Source organism: Streptomyces sp. BBFR51 (genome assembly GCF_044591655.1).
In the GTDB taxonomy this organism is placed as follows: Bacteria; Actinomycetota; Actinomycetes; order Streptomycetales; family Streptomycetaceae; genus Streptomyces.
The window spans coordinates 3,647,419-3,665,254 of the sequence record NZ_CP172448.1 but is presented as its reverse complement, the minus strand read 5'-3'; the positions used below and the strand labels follow the sequence as shown (position 1 = coordinate 3,665,254).

General features: G+C 72.6%; 16 protein-coding genes and 1 tRNA gene. 13 read left to right on the top strand and 4 right to left on the bottom strand.

Annotated features, from left to right (window positions below; all coding sequences use genetic code 11):
* Positions 1-25: 25 nt before the first annotated feature.
* Complete coding sequence (locus ACGH7X_RS16570) at positions 26-640, bottom strand: 5-formyltetrahydrofolate cyclo-ligase (protein WP_399886082.1); 615 nt, start codon at positions 638-640, stop codon at positions 26-28.
* 93 nt (positions 641-733) lie between these two features.
* On the opposite strand from ACGH7X_RS16570, the gene galU reads away from it, so the two are divergent.
* The 8 genes from galU (at position 734) to ACGH7X_RS16530 (ending at position 8,407) form a co-directional block, all read left to right on the top strand.
* Complete coding sequence (galU, locus tag ACGH7X_RS16565; protein WP_399886080.1) at positions 734-1,636, top strand: UTP--glucose-1-phosphate uridylyltransferase GalU; 903 nt, start codon at positions 734-736, stop codon at positions 1,634-1,636.
* Between the two features lie 5 nt (positions 1,637-1,641).
* Positions 1,642-2,991 carry a gephyrin-like molybdotransferase Glp gene (gene glp, locus ACGH7X_RS16560; protein WP_399886078.1) on the top strand — a complete coding sequence of 450 codons (1,350 nt, stop codon included), beginning with the start codon at positions 1,642-1,644 and terminating at the stop codon, positions 2,989-2,991.
* 86 nt (positions 2,992-3,077) lie between these two features.
* Positions 3,078-3,599 carry a cyclic pyranopterin monophosphate synthase MoaC gene (gene moaC, locus ACGH7X_RS16555; protein ID WP_399886076.1) on the top strand — a complete coding sequence of 174 codons (522 nt, stop codon included), beginning with the start codon at positions 3,078-3,080 and terminating at the stop codon, positions 3,597-3,599.
* A complete protein-coding gene (locus ACGH7X_RS16550; protein ID WP_399886074.1) occupies positions 3,596-4,138 on the top strand; it encodes a molybdenum cofactor biosynthesis protein B in 543 nt (180 codons plus the stop codon). Before moaC ends, ACGH7X_RS16550 begins: the two co-directional genes overlap by 4 nt.
* Positions 4,135-4,800 (top strand): GNAT family N-acetyltransferase, encoded by a 666-nt coding sequence (locus tag ACGH7X_RS16545; protein WP_399897071.1) that lies wholly within the window; start codon positions 4,135-4,137, stop codon positions 4,798-4,800. Before ACGH7X_RS16550 ends, ACGH7X_RS16545 begins: the two co-directional genes overlap by 4 nt.
* 169 nt (positions 4,801-4,969) lie before the next feature.
* Entirely contained in the window at positions 4,970-6,226 is a 1,257-nt protein-coding gene (glpR, locus tag ACGH7X_RS16540) for a gephyrin-like molybdotransferase receptor GlpR (protein WP_399886073.1), read from the top strand.
* 130 nt (positions 6,227-6,356) lie between these two features.
* Positions 6,357-6,430 (top strand) — tRNA-Ala (locus ACGH7X_RS16535).
* A 225-nt stretch (positions 6,431-6,655) separates the two neighbouring features.
* Positions 6,656-8,407, top strand: coding sequence for a hypothetical protein (locus ACGH7X_RS16530; RefSeq protein ID WP_399886072.1), 1,752 nt, complete (start codon positions 6,656-6,658; stop codon positions 8,405-8,407).
* A gap of 52 nt (positions 8,408-8,459) precedes the next feature.
* On the opposite strand, the gene ACGH7X_RS16525 is transcribed toward ACGH7X_RS16530, so the two are convergent.
* A complete protein-coding gene (locus tag ACGH7X_RS16525) occupies positions 8,460-8,945 on the bottom strand; it encodes a GNAT family N-acetyltransferase (protein ID WP_399886071.1) in 486 nt (161 codons plus the stop codon).
* A 68-nt stretch (positions 8,946-9,013) separates the two neighbouring features.
* Between ACGH7X_RS16525 and ACGH7X_RS16520 the strand changes: the two genes are divergently transcribed.
* Positions 9,014-9,817: an exodeoxyribonuclease III gene (locus tag ACGH7X_RS16520; protein ID WP_399886070.1), complete on the top strand. Its 804-nt coding sequence runs from the start codon at positions 9,014-9,016 to the stop codon at positions 9,815-9,817.
* Positions 9,818-9,831: 14 nt separating this feature from the next.
* On the opposite strand, the gene ACGH7X_RS16515 is transcribed toward ACGH7X_RS16520, so the two are convergent.
* Positions 9,832-10,479: a MerR family transcriptional regulator gene (locus ACGH7X_RS16515; RefSeq protein WP_399886069.1), complete on the bottom strand. Its 648-nt coding sequence runs from the start codon at positions 10,477-10,479 to the stop codon at positions 9,832-9,834.
* A gap of 151 nt (positions 10,480-10,630) precedes the next feature.
* Between ACGH7X_RS16515 and ACGH7X_RS16510 the strand changes: the two genes are divergently transcribed.
* The 4 genes from ACGH7X_RS16510 to ACGH7X_RS16495 all read left to right on the top strand — a co-directional run bounded on the left by ACGH7X_RS16510 (position 10,631) and on the right by ACGH7X_RS16495 (position 14,308).
* Positions 10,631-12,172, top strand: coding sequence for a flavin-containing monooxygenase (locus tag ACGH7X_RS16510; RefSeq protein ID WP_399886068.1), 1,542 nt, complete (start codon positions 10,631-10,633; stop codon positions 12,170-12,172).
* A complete protein-coding gene (locus tag ACGH7X_RS16505) occupies positions 12,169-13,113 on the top strand; it encodes an alpha/beta fold hydrolase (protein ID WP_399886067.1) in 945 nt (314 codons plus the stop codon). The genes ACGH7X_RS16510 and ACGH7X_RS16505 overlap by 4 nt, the downstream gene beginning before the upstream one ends.
* On the top strand, positions 13,110-14,003 hold the full coding sequence (locus ACGH7X_RS16500) for an SDR family oxidoreductase (RefSeq protein WP_399886066.1): 894 nt from the start codon (positions 13,110-13,112) through the stop codon (positions 14,001-14,003). The genes ACGH7X_RS16505 and ACGH7X_RS16500 overlap by 4 nt, the downstream gene beginning before the upstream one ends.
* A gap of 86 nt (positions 14,004-14,089) precedes the next feature.
* Positions 14,090-14,308: a hypothetical protein gene (locus tag ACGH7X_RS16495; RefSeq protein WP_399886065.1), complete on the top strand. Its 219-nt coding sequence runs from the start codon at positions 14,090-14,092 to the stop codon at positions 14,306-14,308.
* A gap of 58 nt (positions 14,309-14,366) precedes the next feature.
* Here the strand turns inward: ACGH7X_RS16495 and ACGH7X_RS16490 are convergent, their stop codons facing one another.
* A complete protein-coding gene (locus tag ACGH7X_RS16490) occupies positions 14,367-17,729 on the bottom strand; it encodes a S41 family peptidase (RefSeq protein WP_399886064.1) in 3,363 nt (1,120 codons plus the stop codon).
* Positions 17,730-17,836 lie beyond the last annotated feature (107 nt).

The window sequence follows — 17,836 nt, the reverse complement described above, 5'->3', positions numbered from 1 at the left end:
GTTTCGCATGCCCCGAAGGTGAACGTCAGCGGAACCTGCGCACCCCCGACGGCGTCACCACCGCGTCCACCGGCCGGTCGTGCGGCTCGGCGGGGACGTGCGCGACGACCTCCCCGTCGTACAGCAGCACCAGCAGCGCGGGACGCGCGCCCGCCCGCTCCAGACGCGCGAGCACCCGGTCGTACGATCCGCCGCCGCGGCCCAGCCGCAGTCCGCGCCCGTCCACCGCCACCCCCGGCAGCAGCACGACGTCGGCCTCCGTCACCGCGTCCGGGCCCAGACGCTCACCGGCGGGCTCGAAGAGGTCCATCCGCCCGCCGTGCCGCACGCGCGCGAGGGAGCCCTCTCCGGCGTACTCGCCCCAGTCCAGGTCGTTGTCCGGCAGCAGGGCGGGCAACAGGACGCGCACGCCCCGCGCGCGCAGCGCGTCGAGCAGTGCGAGAGTGCCCGGTTCGGCGCCCACGGAGACGTACGCCGCCACGGCGTGCGCCCCCGCCACCTCCGGCAGTCCGAGCGCCCGCCCGGCCAGCGCGTGCGCCGATACCCGCACGTCATCCGCCGTCAACCTGCTCCTCGCCGCGAGGAAATCCCGCCGCAACGTCCGCTTGTCAGGTTCGTCCGCAGGGTCGATGTGAGGCACTGGTCACTCCCGTACCGCGCTAATGCGCTCATATGAGCGTCAATGATCCCGAGTCACAGATTCTCCCTATAGGCACCGGATATGGTGGCGCGCATGACTCAGTCCCACCCCAGGATCAGCAAGGCTGTCATCCCCGCAGCCGGGCTTGGTACCAGGTTCCTGCCGGCCACCAAAGCCACTCCCAAGGAGATGCTGCCGGTCGTCGACAAGCCGGCGATCCAGTACGTGGTCGAAGAGGCCGTGGCCGCGGGCCTCGGCGACGTCCTCATGGTCACGGGCCGCAACAAGCGCCCCCTGGAAGACCACTTCGACCGCAACTACGAACTCGAGTCCGCCCTCCAGAAGAAGGGCGACGCGGGCCGCCTGGCCAAGGTCCAGGAGTCCAGCGACCTCGCAATGATCCACTACGTCCGCCAGGGCGACCCCAGGGGCCTCGGCCACGCCGTACTGTGCGCCGCCCCGCACGTCGGCCACGAGCCCTTCGCGGTCCTGCTCGGCGACGACCTGATCGACCCGCGCGACCCGCTGCTCCAGCGCATGATCGACGTCCAGGAGCAGTACGGCGGCAGCGTGATCGCCCTCATGGAGGTCGCGCCGGAGCAGATCCACCTCTACGGCTGCGCGGCCGTGGAGACCACCGAGGACAGCGACGTCGTCAAGGTCGGCGGACTGGTCGAGAAGCCGGACCCGGCCGACGCCCCGTCCAACTACGCCATCATCGGCCGCTACGTCCTCGACCCGCACATCTTCGACATACTCCGCAGGACCGAGCCCGGCCGCGGCGGCGAGATCCAGCTGACCGACGCCCTCCAGCAGCTCGCCGAGGACGAGTCCGTGGGCGGCCCGGTGCACGGCGTCGTCTTCAAGGGCCGCCGCTATGACACCGGTGACCGCGGCGACTACCTGCGTGCCATTGTCCGACTCGCATGCGAACGTGAAGACCTGGGCCCGGACTTCCGGACCTGGCTTCGCAGTTACGTAGCCGAGGAGATGTAACGCCGTTGAGCAGCAGCGCACACCGTGACACCGGCCACGACCACGCCGGCGCGGACTTCGGTCCGGACCGGCTGTGGTCGGTGCAGGAACACCTGGACGACGTCCTCGCCACCGTCCGCCCCCTGGACCCCATCGAGCTGAACCTGCTCGACGCCCAGGGGTGCGTCCTGGTCGACGACATCACGGTGCCGCTCTCCCTGCCGCCGTTCGACAACAGCTCCATGGACGGCTACGCGGTGCGGGTCACCGATGTCGCGGGCGCCAGCGAGGAGTTCCCCGCCGTCCTGGAGGTCGTCGGGGACGTCGCCGCCGGACAGGCCGACCCGCCGTCCGTGGGCCCCGGACAGGCCGCCCGCATCATGACCGGCGCCCCGCTCCCGCCCGGCGCCGAGACCGTCGTCCCCGTCGAGTGGACCGACGGCGGGCTCGGCGAGGGCCCGGTCTCGGGAATGCGCGCCCGCAGCCTGGCCCCCGAGGGCGCCGAGGGCCACGTCCACGTGTACCGGCCGGCGGAGGCACGCGCGCACGTGCGCGCGAAGGGCAGCGACGTCCGCTCCGGCGACCGCGCCCTGGAGGCCGGCACCGTCCTCGGCCCGCCGCAGATCGGCCTGCTCGCCGCGATCGGCCGGGGCACGGTACGGGTGCGCCCGCGCCCGCGCGTGGTGGTGCTCTCCACCGGCAGCGAACTCGTCCAGCCCGACGAGCAGCTGGCGTCCGGTCAGATCTACGACTCCAACAGCTTCGCCCTCACCGCGGCCGCCCGCGACGCCGGTGCCATCGCCTACCGCGTGGGCGCCGTCGCCGACGACGCCGAGAACCTGCGGGCCACCATCGAGGACCAACTGGTGCGCGCCGACCTGATGGTCACCACCGGCGGGGTGAGCGTCGGGGCGTACGACGTGGTCAAGGAGGCGCTGGCGCACGTCGGCGACGAGGACGAGCCGGGCAGCGGCGTGGACTTCCGCAAGCTCGCCATGCAGCCCGGCAAGCCCCAGGGCTTCGGCTCCATCGGCCCCGACCACACCCCGCTGCTCGCGCTGCCCGGCAACCCGGTGTCGTCGTACGTCTCCTTCGAGTTGTTCGTCCGCCCCGCGATCCGCGCCCTCATGGGCCTGCCGGACGTGCACCGTCCGACGACCACCGCGTCCCTGACCGCGGACAAGGCACTGACCTCGCCGAAGGGCCGCCGGCAGTTCCTGCGCGGCACCTACGCCGACGGTTCGGTCACCCCGGTCGGCGGTTCGGGCTCCCACCTCGTGGCCGCCCTCGCGCACGCCGACGCGCTGATCGTCGTCCCCGAGGACACCGAGTCCGTCGAACCCGGCGCCGACGTCGAGGTGGTCCTGCTCGGCTGACCCCGCCTCGTTGGCGGTACCGTGTCGCGCACAGCAGGCCCACGCGCCGCACCGCGCCGGGCCCGGACCGGGAGCGCCACACGAGCATGAGTACGCAGGACCGACCGCCCAGGAGCGGACAGGACCGGCAGGACCCTCAGGACCGGCTGACGCACATCGACGAGGCGGGCGCCGCCCGGATGGTCGACGTGTCCGCCAAGGACGTGACCGCACGCACCGCCCGCGCGAGCGGACGCGTCCTCGTCGCGCCCCGCGTGGTGGAACTGCTGCGCGGCGAGGGCGTTCCCAAGGGCGACGCGCTGGCCACCGCGCGGATCGCGGGCATCATGGGCGCCAAACGCACCCCCGACCTGATCCCGTTGTGTCACCCGTTGTCGGTCTCCGGTGTGAAACTGGAACTGTCGGTCGCGGACGACGCCGTGGAGATCATCGCCACGGTGAAGACGACGGATCGCACGGGTGTCGAGATGGAGGCGCTCACCGCGGTCTCCGTCGCCGCGCTCACCGTGGTCGACATGGTCAAGGCGGTCGACAAGGGAGCGGTCATCACGGACGTGCGGGTGGAGGAGAAGACGGGCGGCAAGTCGGGCGACTGGAGCCGGTCATGACGACACCGGACGCCTCGGCGGGAGGCGCCCTCCTCGCGCCGTACGGCGCGCTGGTGGTCACGGCGTCCAACCGGGCCGCCGCCGGGGTCTACGAGGACAAGGGCGGCCCGCTGATCGCCGAGGGCCTGCGCCGCTTCGGCTTCGCCGTCGACGGCCCGCGGGTCGTCCCGGACGGCGACCCGGTGGAGGCGGCCCTGCGTGCGGGCGCCGAGGCGGGCTACGACGTGATCGTCACCACCGGCGGCACCGGCGTCTCGCCCACCGACCGCACCCCCGAGGCGACCCGGGCGGTGATCGACTACGAGGTCCCGGGCATCGCGGAGGCGATCCGGGCCCACGGCCGGGACAAGGTGCCGACCGCGGCGCTCTCCCGGGGACTGGCTGGAGTGGCACGGGGGACACTGATCGTCAACCTGCCGGGCTCCTCCGGCGGGGTGAAGGACGGCCTCGCCGTACTGGAGCCGCTGCTGAAACACGCCGTGGACCAGCTGCGCGGCGGCGACCACCCCAGACCCGCCAGCGGTGGGGGTGCGAGCTGAACAGCCCCTCCTGGCCTGCTGAACTGGCGGACGGCGACATCTCCCTCAGGCCGATAAAGCTGCGCGACCAGCGGGCCTGGCGCGAGGTCAACCGGCGCAACCGGGACTGGCTGCGCCCGTGGGAGGCCACCATTCCGCCGCCCGGGCCCGGCGGCCCGATCACGCACCGGCCGACCTATCGGCAGATGGTGCGGCACCTGAGGTCCGAGGCCCACGCGGGCCGCATGCTGCCGTTCGTCATCGAGTACCAGGGGCGGCTGGTGGGGCAGTTGACGGTGGCCGGCATCACCTGGGGCTCGATGTGCTCCGGACACGTGGGCTACTGGGTGGACGAGGCGGTGGCCGGCCGCGGGGTGATGCCGACAGCCGTGGCGATGGCCGTGGATCACTGTTTCCGCACCGTCGGACTGCATCGCGTCGAGGTCTGCATTCGCCCCGAGAACGCGCCCAGTCGCCGGGTCGTGGAGAAACTCGGATTCCGCGAGGAGGGGCTCAGGCCGCGTTATCTGCACATCGACGGAGCCTGGCGGGACCATCTCGTCTTCGCGCTCACCGCGGAAGAGGTTCCGGAGGGTTTGCTGCGGCGCTGGCACCGGTCACGGGACCGGAGCACGCCGAACGCCGGGAACACCGGGACCGCCGGGACGCCGAGAATTGAATAAACGTTCGAAATTGATCGAGCCTCGACCATCCCGAAACGGATAATTTCGCGAGCCTGACAGTCCTCTGATCGCATCGGTCACAAAAAAAGTTCGAAATATCAGCCAGATCGTGCGACACACCGGCTCAATTGGCGGATGGCCTCACGCAAACCCCTCTACCGTGTGAGACGTGAGCAGCAGCGGCCTCATCTACGCAGTCATCGTCGGGGCCTGGGCCGCCTACTTGGTGCCGATGTGGCTCCGTAGGCAGGACGAGCTGAACGAGGCCCGTCCGACGGAACGCTTCAGCACCGCCATCCGGCTCCTGTCCGGACGGGCGGGCATGGAGCGCCGGTACGCCAAGGACCTGCGGTCGCGCTCCGCCGACGAGGCGGAGTCCGACACCGACGCCCCGGGCGCCGTCACCGACTCGGTGGACGTCCGGGCCTTCGCCGTGTCCAGAACCCGACGGCACACCCGGCCGGCCGCCCCGCAACACCCCGCGGAGCGGCCCGAACCGGCACGTCCTCGGACGGACAAGAAGGGGCACGCCCCCGCCCCGAGACCCGCGCACTCCCCGGAGTCCGGCCGCCCCGCCGCCTCCGGCGCGGCACCGGCGCGCGGGCGGGTTCCACAGGCCCGGCGCGCACCCGTCTCGGCGTCGGCCGCGGCCCGGGCCCGGCGCACCAGGGTGCTGGCACGCCGCCGGCGCACGACCGTGATGCTGTTCCTGGCCTTCACGCTCGGCTCGGTCGTCGCGGCGGTCGGCGGACTCGCGTTCCTGTGGGCACCCGGGGTGCCCGCCGTGCTGCTCAGCGCCTACATCGTCTACCTGCGCTCGCAGGAGCGCCACCGGTTCACCTTCCAGATGGACCGCCGCCAGGCCGAGGTCGCCGCACAGCGACTGCGCGACCGCGACCCCCGCCCGCGCCGGCGTACGCCCGCCGCCCCCGCCGGCAGCGTCGGCGACCTCGACGCCGAGGAGCCGGACGACGGACCCGAGGCGGAGCCCGACGCCGGAATGTCGGCGCTCGCCGCGGACCGGCGGGCGCTGGTCGAGCAGACCGACCACGCCGAGTGGGTCGACCAGCAGCGCGAACGCCGGGGCGGCCGGCACGGCGACAGCTGGGACCCGGTGCCGGTGCCCCTGCCCACCTACGTGACCGCACCGGTCGCCCCCCGCGCCACCCCCGACGTGGACCTCACGGCCCCGGACGCGTGGAGCTCGGCACGCTCCAGCGCCGTCACCTCCGAGCAGGCGGACGCCGCCCAGGCCCCCGGCACGGACCGGGACCGCCCGGCCGAACACGCCGAGGAGCGTCCCGAGCCCCCGGCCCGCAGCGACGCCCGCCGCGCCGCCTCCGCCCGCCGGGCCCGGGAGCGGGGCCGCACACCGCTCTTCGACCAGTACGACGACGGCGAGCGTCCCCGCGCGGCGAACGAGTAGCCGCCACCGGCGGCGCCTTCGCCCCGGCCCCGGCCCCGGCCCCGGCCCCGGCCCCGGCCCCGGCGCCGACCGGCCCCGTAAGGGATTTTTGAGCAGGCCGGTCGGGGTGCTAAAGTTTCACTCGTTGCAAGGGCCTGTGGCGCAGTCTGGTAGCGCACCTCGTTCGCATCGAGGGGGTCTGGGGTTCAAATCCCCACAGGTCCACGCACATTGTCGAAGGTCCCGTCCGATCGTCACGATCGGACGGGACCTTCGTCGTTTCCCGGATTTCACCGGACAGACCGGCCCGTGCGGTCGAGACGCATCCGTGATGACGAGACGCATCCGTGATCACGCGCCGGGCAACCTTTGGCGTTTCCAGTGGGTCACCTGTGCACGGTGCCATGCAGTGGCACCTCCTTGTCGTCTGGGGAACGGAAGAAACACACCATGAGACCTAGCTCCCTGCGCTCGCCGTGGGCGCGAGCGGCTCTGGCCGCGGTGGCCGCAGCAGGGCTCGCCGCGGGAGGACTGGCCGGCGTCGCGCACGCGGCGGACGGTCAGGGACCGCTGCCCGTCACGATCACCGGTCCGGACAAGGTGGACCTGGCGCTCGACGGGGCCGAGGGCGAACCCGGGGAGCCACAGATCGAACTCGGGCTCACCGGCCCGGGGGAGTACGACCCGGACAGCGACACGGACCCGGAGCCGATCCCCAACAGCGGCTACAAGGTCACCATCGACGCCACCGCGCTGAAGGGCTTCGCCAAGGTCGGCCTGCCGCAGTCGTGCGACGTGGACGGCCTCGTCGCGGTCTGCGAGGAGAGCAGCCTCTACCCCGGCTACATCCTCAACCCGTCCTGGGACGTCCGGCTCGACCTGCTGGACTCCGCCGGGGCCGGTGACTACGGCAAGATCGAGGTGACCGGTGAGGGCGAGGGCCTGGAGTTCAACACGCACACCGTCGACGTGCTCGTCGGCGGCCCGGAGCTGCTGAAGAAGAAGCTCCCCGCCGAACCCGAGGGCTTCAGGGCCGGCGACACCTACGACGCCCCGCTCGGCTTCCGCAACACCGGCAGCATGTCCGCCGACGGCGTCGTGCTCCGCTTCTCCGGCACCCGCGGCCTGTCCTTCCCCGACTCGTACGACAACTGCTCGTACGCGGAGGAGAACAAGGACAACCTGATCCGCTACCGCCAGGTCGCCCTGTGCACCTTCGAGGGCGACTTCTGGCCGGGCCTGGCCTACAAGCTGAGCGAGCCGCTCAAGGTGAAGACCGCGGACTTCGCGCTCGGCGACATCTTCAGCTACGGCTTCGACGCCGTCGGCGCCAAGGAGGTCGGCGAGCTGCGGGCGAGCGCCGACTACCGGCAGGGTTCCGGCAGGACGCTCACGCTGGAGCCGGTCGAGAGCGGCCACGTGAGCGACTACTCCAAGTACGCCGAGATCGACCTGCCCACGCAGAACACCTACGACCTCGACCTCACCGGCGCGCGCGTCGCGGGGGAGCAGGGTGAGACGGTCACCGTCGACGTCGGCCTGAGCAACCACGGGCCCGCGTGGATCGGATCGCTGCGTGCGGGCGGCGAGCCGCTCGGCTTCACCGTGCAGATCCCCGAGGGCGCCAGCGTGGTCGAGAGCCCCTGCCGCCCCCTGAACGGCGAGAGCTCGTCCGAGTACCGCTGCTTCGCCGACACCCCCTTCCTGGAGGACGACGAGCGCAGCTTCCCCTTCAAGCTGCGCATCGACAAGGTCGTCGAGGGCGCCAAGGGCAAGATCGCCCTGCCGGAGTTCGACAACCCCTGGGAGGGCGACCCCTCCAACGACACCGGCTGGATCGTGCTGAACGGCACGGGTGACGAGGAGACGCCGGGCGACACGGGCGGCGCCACCGGCGGCTCGGACTCCACGGGCGGTTCCGGCACCACCGGCGGTTCGCAGACCACGGGCGGTACCTCTACGACCGGCGGCTCGGACACGACCGGCGGCACCACCGGCGGCACCTCCACCGCCGGGACCACCGGCACCACCACCGGCGGCGGCACGTCCGGCGGCCAGTCGCCCCAGGGAGGCGAGGGCGGCCTGCTGGCCTCCACCGGCTCCACGGCACTGCTCGTCTCGGCCGGTGCGGCACTGGCGCTCGCCGCGGGCGGCGTCCTGTTCGTCGCCTCGCGTCGCCGCAGGACGGGCGGCGCGGCCTGACGGCACGGCAGGGCGACCCGCGGGACACTCCTACGGCACTCCTACGGGACTTCTACGGGACCTGGAGAGCCTTCGCGTAGCAGAGGCTCTCCTCGTGGAAGCGGTAGTAGCCGAACTTCCCGCACGGCTCGTAGCCGCTCGAGGTGTACAGGGCCACCGCCTCCGGCTGCTTGGTGCCGGTCTCCAGCACCATCCGGGTGCGGCCCGCCGCACGGGCGTCCTCCTCCAGGGCGGCCAGAATGCGGCGGGCCAGCCCGCGTCCGCGCACCTGCTCGACCACGAACATCCGCTTGAGCTCCGCGTCCCCGTCGAGATTGCCCTCGTCGTTGGCGTCCTGGCTGCGCCAGCCGCCGGAGGCGACCGGGACGTCGTTCTCGTCGTACGCGATCAGGTACAGGCCGCCCGGCGGCGCGAAGTGCGCCGGGTCCAGGTACGTGGCGTCGCCGCCGTCGCCGTAGCGGACGTCGTACTCGGCCTGGACCTCGTTGTTGAGCTTCACGGCGTCGGGGTGGTCGAAGGGGACCCGGCGTATGTTCATTCTTCCTACCGTATAGGGATGCGTAATCCGGAGCGGGACGACATCCAGTGTGCCGGTATCGTGCCCTGGTGCTCACCGTGACCTCCGTGAATGTGAACGGTCTGCGCGCCGCCGCGAAGAAGGGCTTCGTGGAGTGGCTCGCCGACACCTCCGCCGACGTGCTGTGCCTCCAGGAGGTGCGGGCCGAACCCCACCAGCTGCCGGAACACGTCCGCACGCCCGACGGCTGGCACGTCACGCACGCCCCCGCCGCCGCCAAGGGCCGCGCCGGCGTCTCCCTCTACACCCGCCGCGAACCCGACCGCGTCCAGGTCGGCTTCGGCTCCACGGAGTTCGACACCAGCGGCCGCTACGTCGAGGCCGACCTGCCCGGTGTGACGGTCGCCTCCCTCTACCTGCCCTCGGGCGAGGTCGGCACCGAGCGCCAGGACGAGAAGGTCCGCTTCATGGGCGAGTTCCTCGCCCACCTCAAGGAACTGCGCGAGCGCGCCGCCGCCGACGGGCGCGAGGTCGTCGTCTGCGGCGACTGGAACATCGCCCACCGCGAGGCCGACCTGAAGAACTGGCGCGCCAACAAGAAGAACTCCGGGTTCCTGCCGGAGGAGCGGGAGTGGCTCGGCCGCGTCCTCGACCCGGCCGACGGCGGGTACGTGGATGTGGTGCGCGCGCTGCATCCGGACGTCGAGGGACCGTACTCGTGGTGGTCCTACCGGGGGCGGGCCTTCGACAACGACAGTGGATGGAGGATCGACCTCCACGCCGCCACCCCGGGCCTGGCCGCCAAGGCTCTCAAGGGCCATGTCGAGCGGGCCGCCACCCACGCCGAGCGCTGGTCCGACCACGCGCCGGTCACGGTGGTCTACGACCGCTGAGGCCCCGCCCGGTCCTAGTCCGCCCGCTTCCGTGTCCGCCGGTCCAGCGCCAGGGACAGTTCCGCCTCCACCACGCTGCGGGCCAGCGGGCGCAGGCGGTGGAGTTCCTGTTCGGGGGCGTGGCGCAGGATCAGGTCGGCGAAGAGGTCGGCGAGGGCGTCGGCGTGTTCGCGGACGCGGGCGCCGGCCCGGAGGACCTCGCCGAGCGGGATGCCCTCGCGGACCAGGGCGGAGGAGACCTCCAGCAGACGGTGGCTGATGTGGACGAGTTCGTCGCCGTCGGTGCCGAGGTAGCCGAGGTCCATCGCGGCGGCCAGGTTGTCCGGGGTGACCTCGCCCTCGAAGCGGGCGGCGAGTTCCTCGGGGGTGAGGCGGACCGGGGTCTCCTCGGTGGGTTCGCCGAGGCCGAGCAGGTCGCCGACGTCGCGGCCGTGGTCGAAGGCGTCGGCCAGTTCCGCGATGCCGCTCAGGGTGTGGCCGCGTTCCAGGAGGGCGGCGATGGTGCGCAGGCGGGCCAGGTGGTGGTCGTCGTACCAGGCGATGCGGCCCTCGCGGCGGGGCGGCGGGATCAGTTTGCGTTCGCGGTAGAAGCGCAGGGTGCGCACCGTGATGCCGGCCAGCCGGGCCAGTTCCTCCATGCGGTATTCGCGCTTCTCGGTCACGTGACCGACCTTAAGTCGTACCGTCGGTAACTTTCCTTCGCGTGCCCCCTACCCGTGAGTACGAAGCTGTTCTACCCTCCCATTGCGCCAGTGTTCACTGGCATGGTTCCAGACGGTTCCAGATGGTCCAGCCAAGCGTGGAGGCTCCGGGATGGCCGAGCACGAGCAGGTTCACGAACACGTACGGGTGGCGGTGATCGGGTCCGGCTTCGGCGGTCTCGGGGCCGCCGTGCGGCTGCGCCGCGAGGGGATCACCGACTTCGTCGTCCTGGAGCGGGCCGGGAGCGTGGGCGGCACGTGGCGGGACAACAGCTACCCCGGCTGCGCCTGCGACGTGCCCTCCCACCTGTACTCCTTCTCCTTCGCGCCCAACCCCGAGTGGCCGCGCACCTTCTCCGGGCAGGAGCACATCCGCGCCTACCTGGAGCACGTCACCGACACCTTCGGGCTGCGCCCCCACCTCCGCTTCGACTCGGAGGTGAAGCGGATGGCGTGGGACACCGAGCAGCTGCGCTGGGAGATCGAGACCGTACGCGGCAGCCTCACCGCCGACGTCGTCGTGTCCGCGACCGGGCCGCTGTCCGACCCCAAGGTCCCGGACATCCCGGGGCTCGACTCCTTCCCCGGCAAGGTCTTCCACTCGGCCCGCTGGGACCACGGCCAGGACCTCGCGGGCAAGCGCGTCGCCGTGATCGGCACCGGCGCCTCCGCGATCCAGATCGTGCCGGCCGTGCAGCCCGAGGCCGCTCGCCTCACCCTCTTCCAGCGCACCCCGGCCTGGGTGATGCCCCGCATGGACCGGGCGATCAGCGGCGCCGAGCGCGCCCTGCACCGGGCGCTGCCCGTCACCACCAAGCTGCGCCGCGGGGTGCTGTGGGGCATCCGGGAGCTCCAGGTGCAGGCGTTCACCAAGCACCCGAACGAACTGGGCTTCGTCGAGCAGATCGCCAAGCGCAACATGGGCGCCGCGATCAAGGACCCGGCCCTGCGCGCCAAGCTCACCCCCGACTACCGCATCGGCTGCAAGCGGATCCTGCTGTCGAGCACCTATTACCCCGCGCTCGCCGAGCCCAATGTGGACGTGGTCGCCAGCGGGCTCAGCGAGGTGCGCGGCTCGACGCTCGTCGCGGCCGACGGCACCGAGGCCGAGGCAGACGCGATCATCTTCGGCACCGGTTTCCACGTCACCGACATGCCCATCGCCGAGCGCGTCGTGGGCGCGGACGGGCGGACCCTCGCCGAGGCATGGAAGGGCGGCATGGAGGCGTTGCGGGGCGGCTCGGCGGCCGGCTTCCCGAACTTCATGACGGTCATCGGGCCCAACACCGGCCTCGGGAACTCGTCCATGATCCTGATGATCGAGTCCCAGCTGAACTACATGGCGGACTACCTGCGCCAGCTGAACGTCCTCGGCGGCCGCACCGCCCTGGACGCCCGCCCGGCCGCCGTGCGCAACTGGAACCACCGGGTGCAGGAACGCATGAAGCGCACGGTGTGGAACACCGGCGGCTGCACCAGCTGGTACCTGGACGCGGCCGGCCGCAACACCACCGTCTGGCCCGGCACCACGTCCGAGTTCCGGCGCGCGACACGGCGCGTGGACCTCGCGGAGTACGAGGTGCTGCGCCCGGCCCCCACCCCGGCGAAGGCCACCGGCGCGAACGCGGACGCGGACGCCGAGGTGAGCGCGTGAGCCGCCTGCTGCACGTCGCCGACGGGCCCTACGCCCCGCCCGTCCCCGCCCACGAGCTGACCGTCACCGCCGCCGACGGCGCCCGCGTTCACGTGGAGGTACACGGCCCCGAGAACGCGCCCGCGGTCGTCCTCTCGCACGGCTGGTGCTGCTCGACCGCCTTCTGGGCGGCGCAGATCCGCGAACTGGCCACCGATCACCGGGTCGTCGCCTACGACCAGCGCGGCCACGGCCGCAGCCCGGCGAACCCGGCCTACGGCACCGAGCCGCTCGCCGACGACCTCGAAGCCGTATTGCGGGCCACGCTGGCGCCGGGCGAACGGGCCGTGGTCGCCGGGCACTCCATGGGCGGGATGACGTTGATGGCCGCCGCGAGCCGGCCCGCGGTGCGCGAGCACGTGGCGGCCGTTCTGCTGTGCAGCACGGGCAGTTCGCGGCTGGTCGCCTCCGCCACCGTGGTGCCCCTGCGGGAGAGCCGGGTACGCACCTGGCTGACCCGGCGGGTCCTCGGCTCCCGTGCACCCCTCGGACCGGTCACGCCTCTCGCGCGCCGGGTCCTCAAGTACGGGACGATGGGCGCTGGTTCGGGCCCGCACATGATCGAGGCCTGCGCCCGGATCGTGCACGCCTGCCCGCGCCGGGTGCGCCACGGCTGGTCGCACGTGCTCGACCTGCTCGACCTCGACCACGGCGTACGGGAGCTGCGGATGCCGGTGGAGGTCGTGGTCGGCACGGCGGACCGGCTGACCCCGCCGGTGCAGGCCCGCGCGCTGGCCGCCGCACTGCCCCACTGCGTGGGCCTGACGGAACTCCCGGGCGTCGGACACATGACGCCGGTGGAGGCGCCGGAGCTGGTCACCGGGAAGATACGGGCCCTCGCCGCCGCCCACATATCCAGCGCACGCGACGAGCGTGCCGTACACGCCGAGGAGAGCGCATGAGCAGGGTGAGCCTGGAAGGGCGGGTCGCCGTCGTCACCGGAGCCGCGCGGGGCGTGGGGGAACTGCTGGCCCGCAAGCTGTCCGCGCGCGGGGTGAAGGTCGCGCTGGTCGGCCTGGAACCCGACGAACTCAAGCAGGTCTCCGCCCGGTTGCACAGCGAGAGCGAGCACTGGCACGCCGACGTCACCGACCACGAGGCGATGGCCCGGGTGGCGGCCGAGGTCAAGGAGCGCTTCGGCCGGATCGACATCGTCGTCGCCAACGCGGGCGTCGCCAGCGGCGGCCCCTTCGTCGACTCCGACCCCGGCTCCTGGCGGCGGGTGATCGAGGTCAACCTGATCGGGTCGGCGGTGACCGCCCGCGCCTTCCTGCCGGCGCTGCTGGAGAGCCGCGGCTACCTGCTCCAGATCGCGTCGCTGGCCGCCATCACCCCCGCGCCGATGATGACCGCCTACTGCGCCTCCAAGTCCGGCGTCGAGGCGTACGCGCACAGCCTGCGCGGCGAGGTCGGCCACCGCGGCGTGAAGGTCGGCGTGGGCTATCTGTCGTGGACCGACACCGACATGGTGCGCGGCGCCGACCAGGACGACGTCATGCGGGAACTGCGGCAGCGGCTGCCCTGGCCCGCCAACAAGACCTATCCGCTGGGCCCGGCGGTCGACCGGCTCGTGGAGGGCATCGAGCGCCGCTCCGCCCACGTCTACGGGCAGCGGTGGCTGCGCGGCATGCAGGGCGTGCGCGGGTATCTGCCGGCCGTCATCGGCACCGTCGGGCAGCGCGAGATGCGGCGCTTCGGGGACCGGCTCAACGGCCTGCGCATCGGCCTGGTCGGCGCCGGCGGAGCGGCCGACGAACAGGGCCGGACCAGCACGACTACAGTCCGTAAGTGATCGACATGCGCACGGTCACGGCTCATGTGAATCTGATCGAGCCCGGCCGATCCGGTCGGGCCCGATCACCACAGGAGTGAACCCACATGGGTATGAAGGACCAGTTCCAGGACAAGGCCGAGCGCATGCAGCAGCAGGGCAAGCAGCGTGCCGAGCAGGGCAAGGACCAGTTCCAGAACCGCGACCGTCGTCGCGACGAGGACGAGGCCGACCCGTCCTCGCGTCGTCGGGAGGCGGACGAGCGGGACCCGTCCTCGCGCCGCCGGGACGCGGACGAGCGCTTCGAGGAGAGCTTCGACGCCTGACGCGCCGCCGCTGAAGAACTGAAGGGGCGCCCACCGTTCGCACGGCGGGCGCCCTTTCTCATGCCCGGGGCGGCAGCGGCGGGCGGGACCGGTCCGGTACGGCGTCGTAACCGGGGGGCGTGGCGGGCGGGTTGATCTCCAGCAGCTCCAACGCCAGCCGGACCGCCTCGTCAAGGACCGGGTAGCGGCCCTCGGCCCAGTCGAGCGGCGTGCGCAGCGCCTCGACGTCGGGGGCGACGCCGTAGTTCTCCACGGACCAGCCGTACGCGTCGAACCAGGCCGCGTTCATCGGCACCGTGATCACCGTGCCGTCGCCGAGGCGGTGCCGGCCGGTCATGCCGACCACGCCGCCCCAGGTGCGCTGCCCGACCACCGGGCCGAGGCGCAGCAGCTTGAACGCGGCCGTGATCATGTCGCCGTCGGAGGACGTCGCCTCGTCGGCGACCGCGACGACCGGACCGCGCGGCGCGTTGGAGGCGTACGACACCGGCTGGGCGTCGCGGGTGAGGTCCCAGCCCAGGATGGTGCGGGTCAGCGTCTCGACGACGAGTTCGCTGATGTGCCCGCCCGCGTTGCCGCGCACGTCCACGATGAGCGCGGGCCGGGACACCTCCATGCGCAGGTCGCGGTTGAACTGCGCCCAGCCGGAGCCGCCCATGTCGGGGATGTGCAGGTAGCCGCACCGGCCGCCGCTCAACTCCCGTACGACCTCGCGGCGTTTGGCCACCCAGTCCTGGTAGCGCAGCGGCCGTTCGTCCACGAGCGGGACGACGGCGACCCTGCGGGACGGTCCCCGGGCGCCCTCGCACGGCGCGAAGGTCAGCTCCACCGTCGTGCCGCCCGCGCCCGCGAGCAGCGGCGACGGGCCCGCCACCGGATCGACCGGGCGGCCGTCGACGTGGGTCAGTACGGCCCCGTCGCGGATGCCCGTGCCGGCCAGCGGGGAGCGGGCCTTCGAGTCGGAGGAGTCGCCCGGCAGGATGCGCCGGACCAGCCACTGTCCGTCGCGGCAGGCGAAGTTGGCGCCGAGCAGGCCCTGCCAGCGCTGGTAGTGCGCCGGGCCCTCGTTGCGCCGGGCGGCGGTGACGTAGGCGTGCGAGGTGCCGAGTTCGCCGAGCACCTCGCGCAGCAGGTCGGCGAACTCGTCGGGGGAGGCGACCCGTTCGACCAGGGGGCGGTACTGGTCCAGTACCGCGTCCCAGTCGATGCCGCACATGCCGGGGTCCCAGAAGTAGGCGCGGGTCAGGCGGCCCGCCTCGTCGTACGCCTGGCGCCACTCGGCGGCCGGGTCGACCTCGTGCAGGATGCGCCGCAGGTCGATCCAGGTGGTCGAGTCGCCGTCGCCCACCTCCGTCGCCGGTACGGCGCGCAGGTCGCCCTCGTCGAGCACGACCAGGCGGCTGCCGTCGCCGCTGACCCGGAACCAGTCCAGGTGGTCGACGAGTTCGGACTTCTTGGCCTTGGCGAGGTTGAAGTGCTCCAGCGTGGGCCGCTCGCTCGGATCCGCCGGGTTCGCGAAGGTCTCGCCGAGGGCGCCCGAGATCGGCCAGCGCAGCCAGACCAGGCCGCCGCCCGCGACCGGACACAGCGCCGAGTACTTGGAGGCGGTGACCGGGAACGGCGTCACCCGGTTCTCCAGACCCTCGACCTCGACGGTCACCGCGCCGCCGTCGCCGGGCTCGTCCTCGAGCGGGTCCAGGCCGCCGGCCGCGGGGCGGCCCTCGGGGTTGAGCGCGAAGGGGGAGGGGGTCGCCGAGGACAGCGGCACCAGGTAGGGGCGGCAGCCCAGCGGGAACGACAGGTCCCCGGTGTGCACGTCGTACACCGGGTCGAAACCGCGCCAGGACAGGAAGGCGAGGTAGCGGCCGTCCCTGGTGAACACCGGGTTCTCGTCCTCGAAGCGGCCGTTGGTGACGTCGACGACGAGTGTGCCCTCCGGCCCGTCGATCCGGGCCATCTTGATCTGCCGCAGGGAGCGTCCGATGCCGGGGTGCGACCAGGTGAGCCAGGTCCCGTCGGGGGAGAAGGCGAGGTCGCGCACGGGCCCGTTGACCGACCGGATCAACTCGGTGACCTCGCCTGCGGCGCTGCCGGTGTCTTCGACGTCTCCTGTCGTCCGGGTGTCACCGGCGTCTTCGTCGCCCCCCGCACCCTCCGGGTCCAGTGCCAGGGCGGCCTCCGTGTCCTCCTCCGTCACGTCGAGGATCAGCAGCCGACCGTCGTGCGAGGCGACGGCGAGGCGGTCGCCCGCCGGGTCCGAGACCAGCTCCAGGACGCGGCCGAGGCGTCCGGAGGCCAGCCGGCGGGCCGCGCGGCGTCCGGTCGCGCGGGGCAGGTGGGAGATCTCGACGGCGTCCTCGCCCTCCGCGTCCGTCACGTACGCGATCCGCCCGCCGGCCCCGAGCATCTCGGGCAGCCGCACGCGGACGCCCGGGGTGTCGGCGAGAGTGCGGGCCGGGCCGTCGCGATGGGTGAGCCAGTACAGGCTGCCGCGTACGACGACGGCGCTCGCGCGGCCGGTCTCGTCGACCGAGATGCCGCCCACGTGCTGCGCGGCGGGCACCTGGTACGTACGCCGTCCCGCGCGTGGACCGCTCAGCCGCACGTCCAGCCGGCGCGGCGCCGAGCCGGAGGCGAGGTCGTCCACGATCCACAGGTCGCCCGCGCACTGGTACACCACCCGGCCGCCGTCGCTCGCGGCGTTGCGGGCGTAGAACGCGTCGTGGTCGGTGTGGCGGCGCAGGTCGGAGCCGTCGTGGGCGCAGGAGTAGAGGTTGCCGACGCCCTCGTGGTCGGAGAGGAAGGCGATCCGCTCGCCGACGAACATGGGGGCGGCGAGGTGTCCGCCGAGGTCGGGAAGGAGCCGCTCGCCGTGCAGCCAGAGCCGGCCCGTGGCACCGCCCCGGTAGCGCTTCCAGGCGGCGGGCTCGTGCGGCGGGGTGCCGGTGAGGAGAAGTGTCCTGCGCTCCCCGTCGAGGTCGGCCGCCTGGATGTCGGTGACCGGCCCCCAGGGCAGCTTGCGGCCGGGGTCGCCGTCGGGGGTGACCTTGTAGGCCCAGGTGAGGTGGGAGAAGGGCTCGCCGTGCGAGGCGACGGCGAGGACGGCGGTGGTGCCGTCGGCGTCGGGCGGCGACCAGCCGCAGACCCGGGTGTCGAAGCCGCCCCAGTGGGTGAGCTGCCGGCCGGGGCCGCCGTCCACCGGCACGAGGTGGACCTCCGGCACCAGACTGCGCCAGCTGGTGTACGCGATGTGGCGGCCGTCGGGGCAGAAGCGCGGGTGGCCTGCCTTGGTGCGGTCGACGGTGAGCCGCCAGGCCCGGCCCGGACCGTCGAGGGAGGCGAGCCAGAGGTCGTCCTCGGCCACGAAGCACAGCTGGTCGCCACTGAGGTGCGGAAGGCGCAGATAACTCACCCGCCCCATGCTTTGCCGGGGCCCGGACCCCGGCAACTTATGCGTAACCGACAACCGTGACCCAGAACACGAACGAAACCGTTTCGTTTCGCTAGGGGGTGGGGTACATTCGTCTT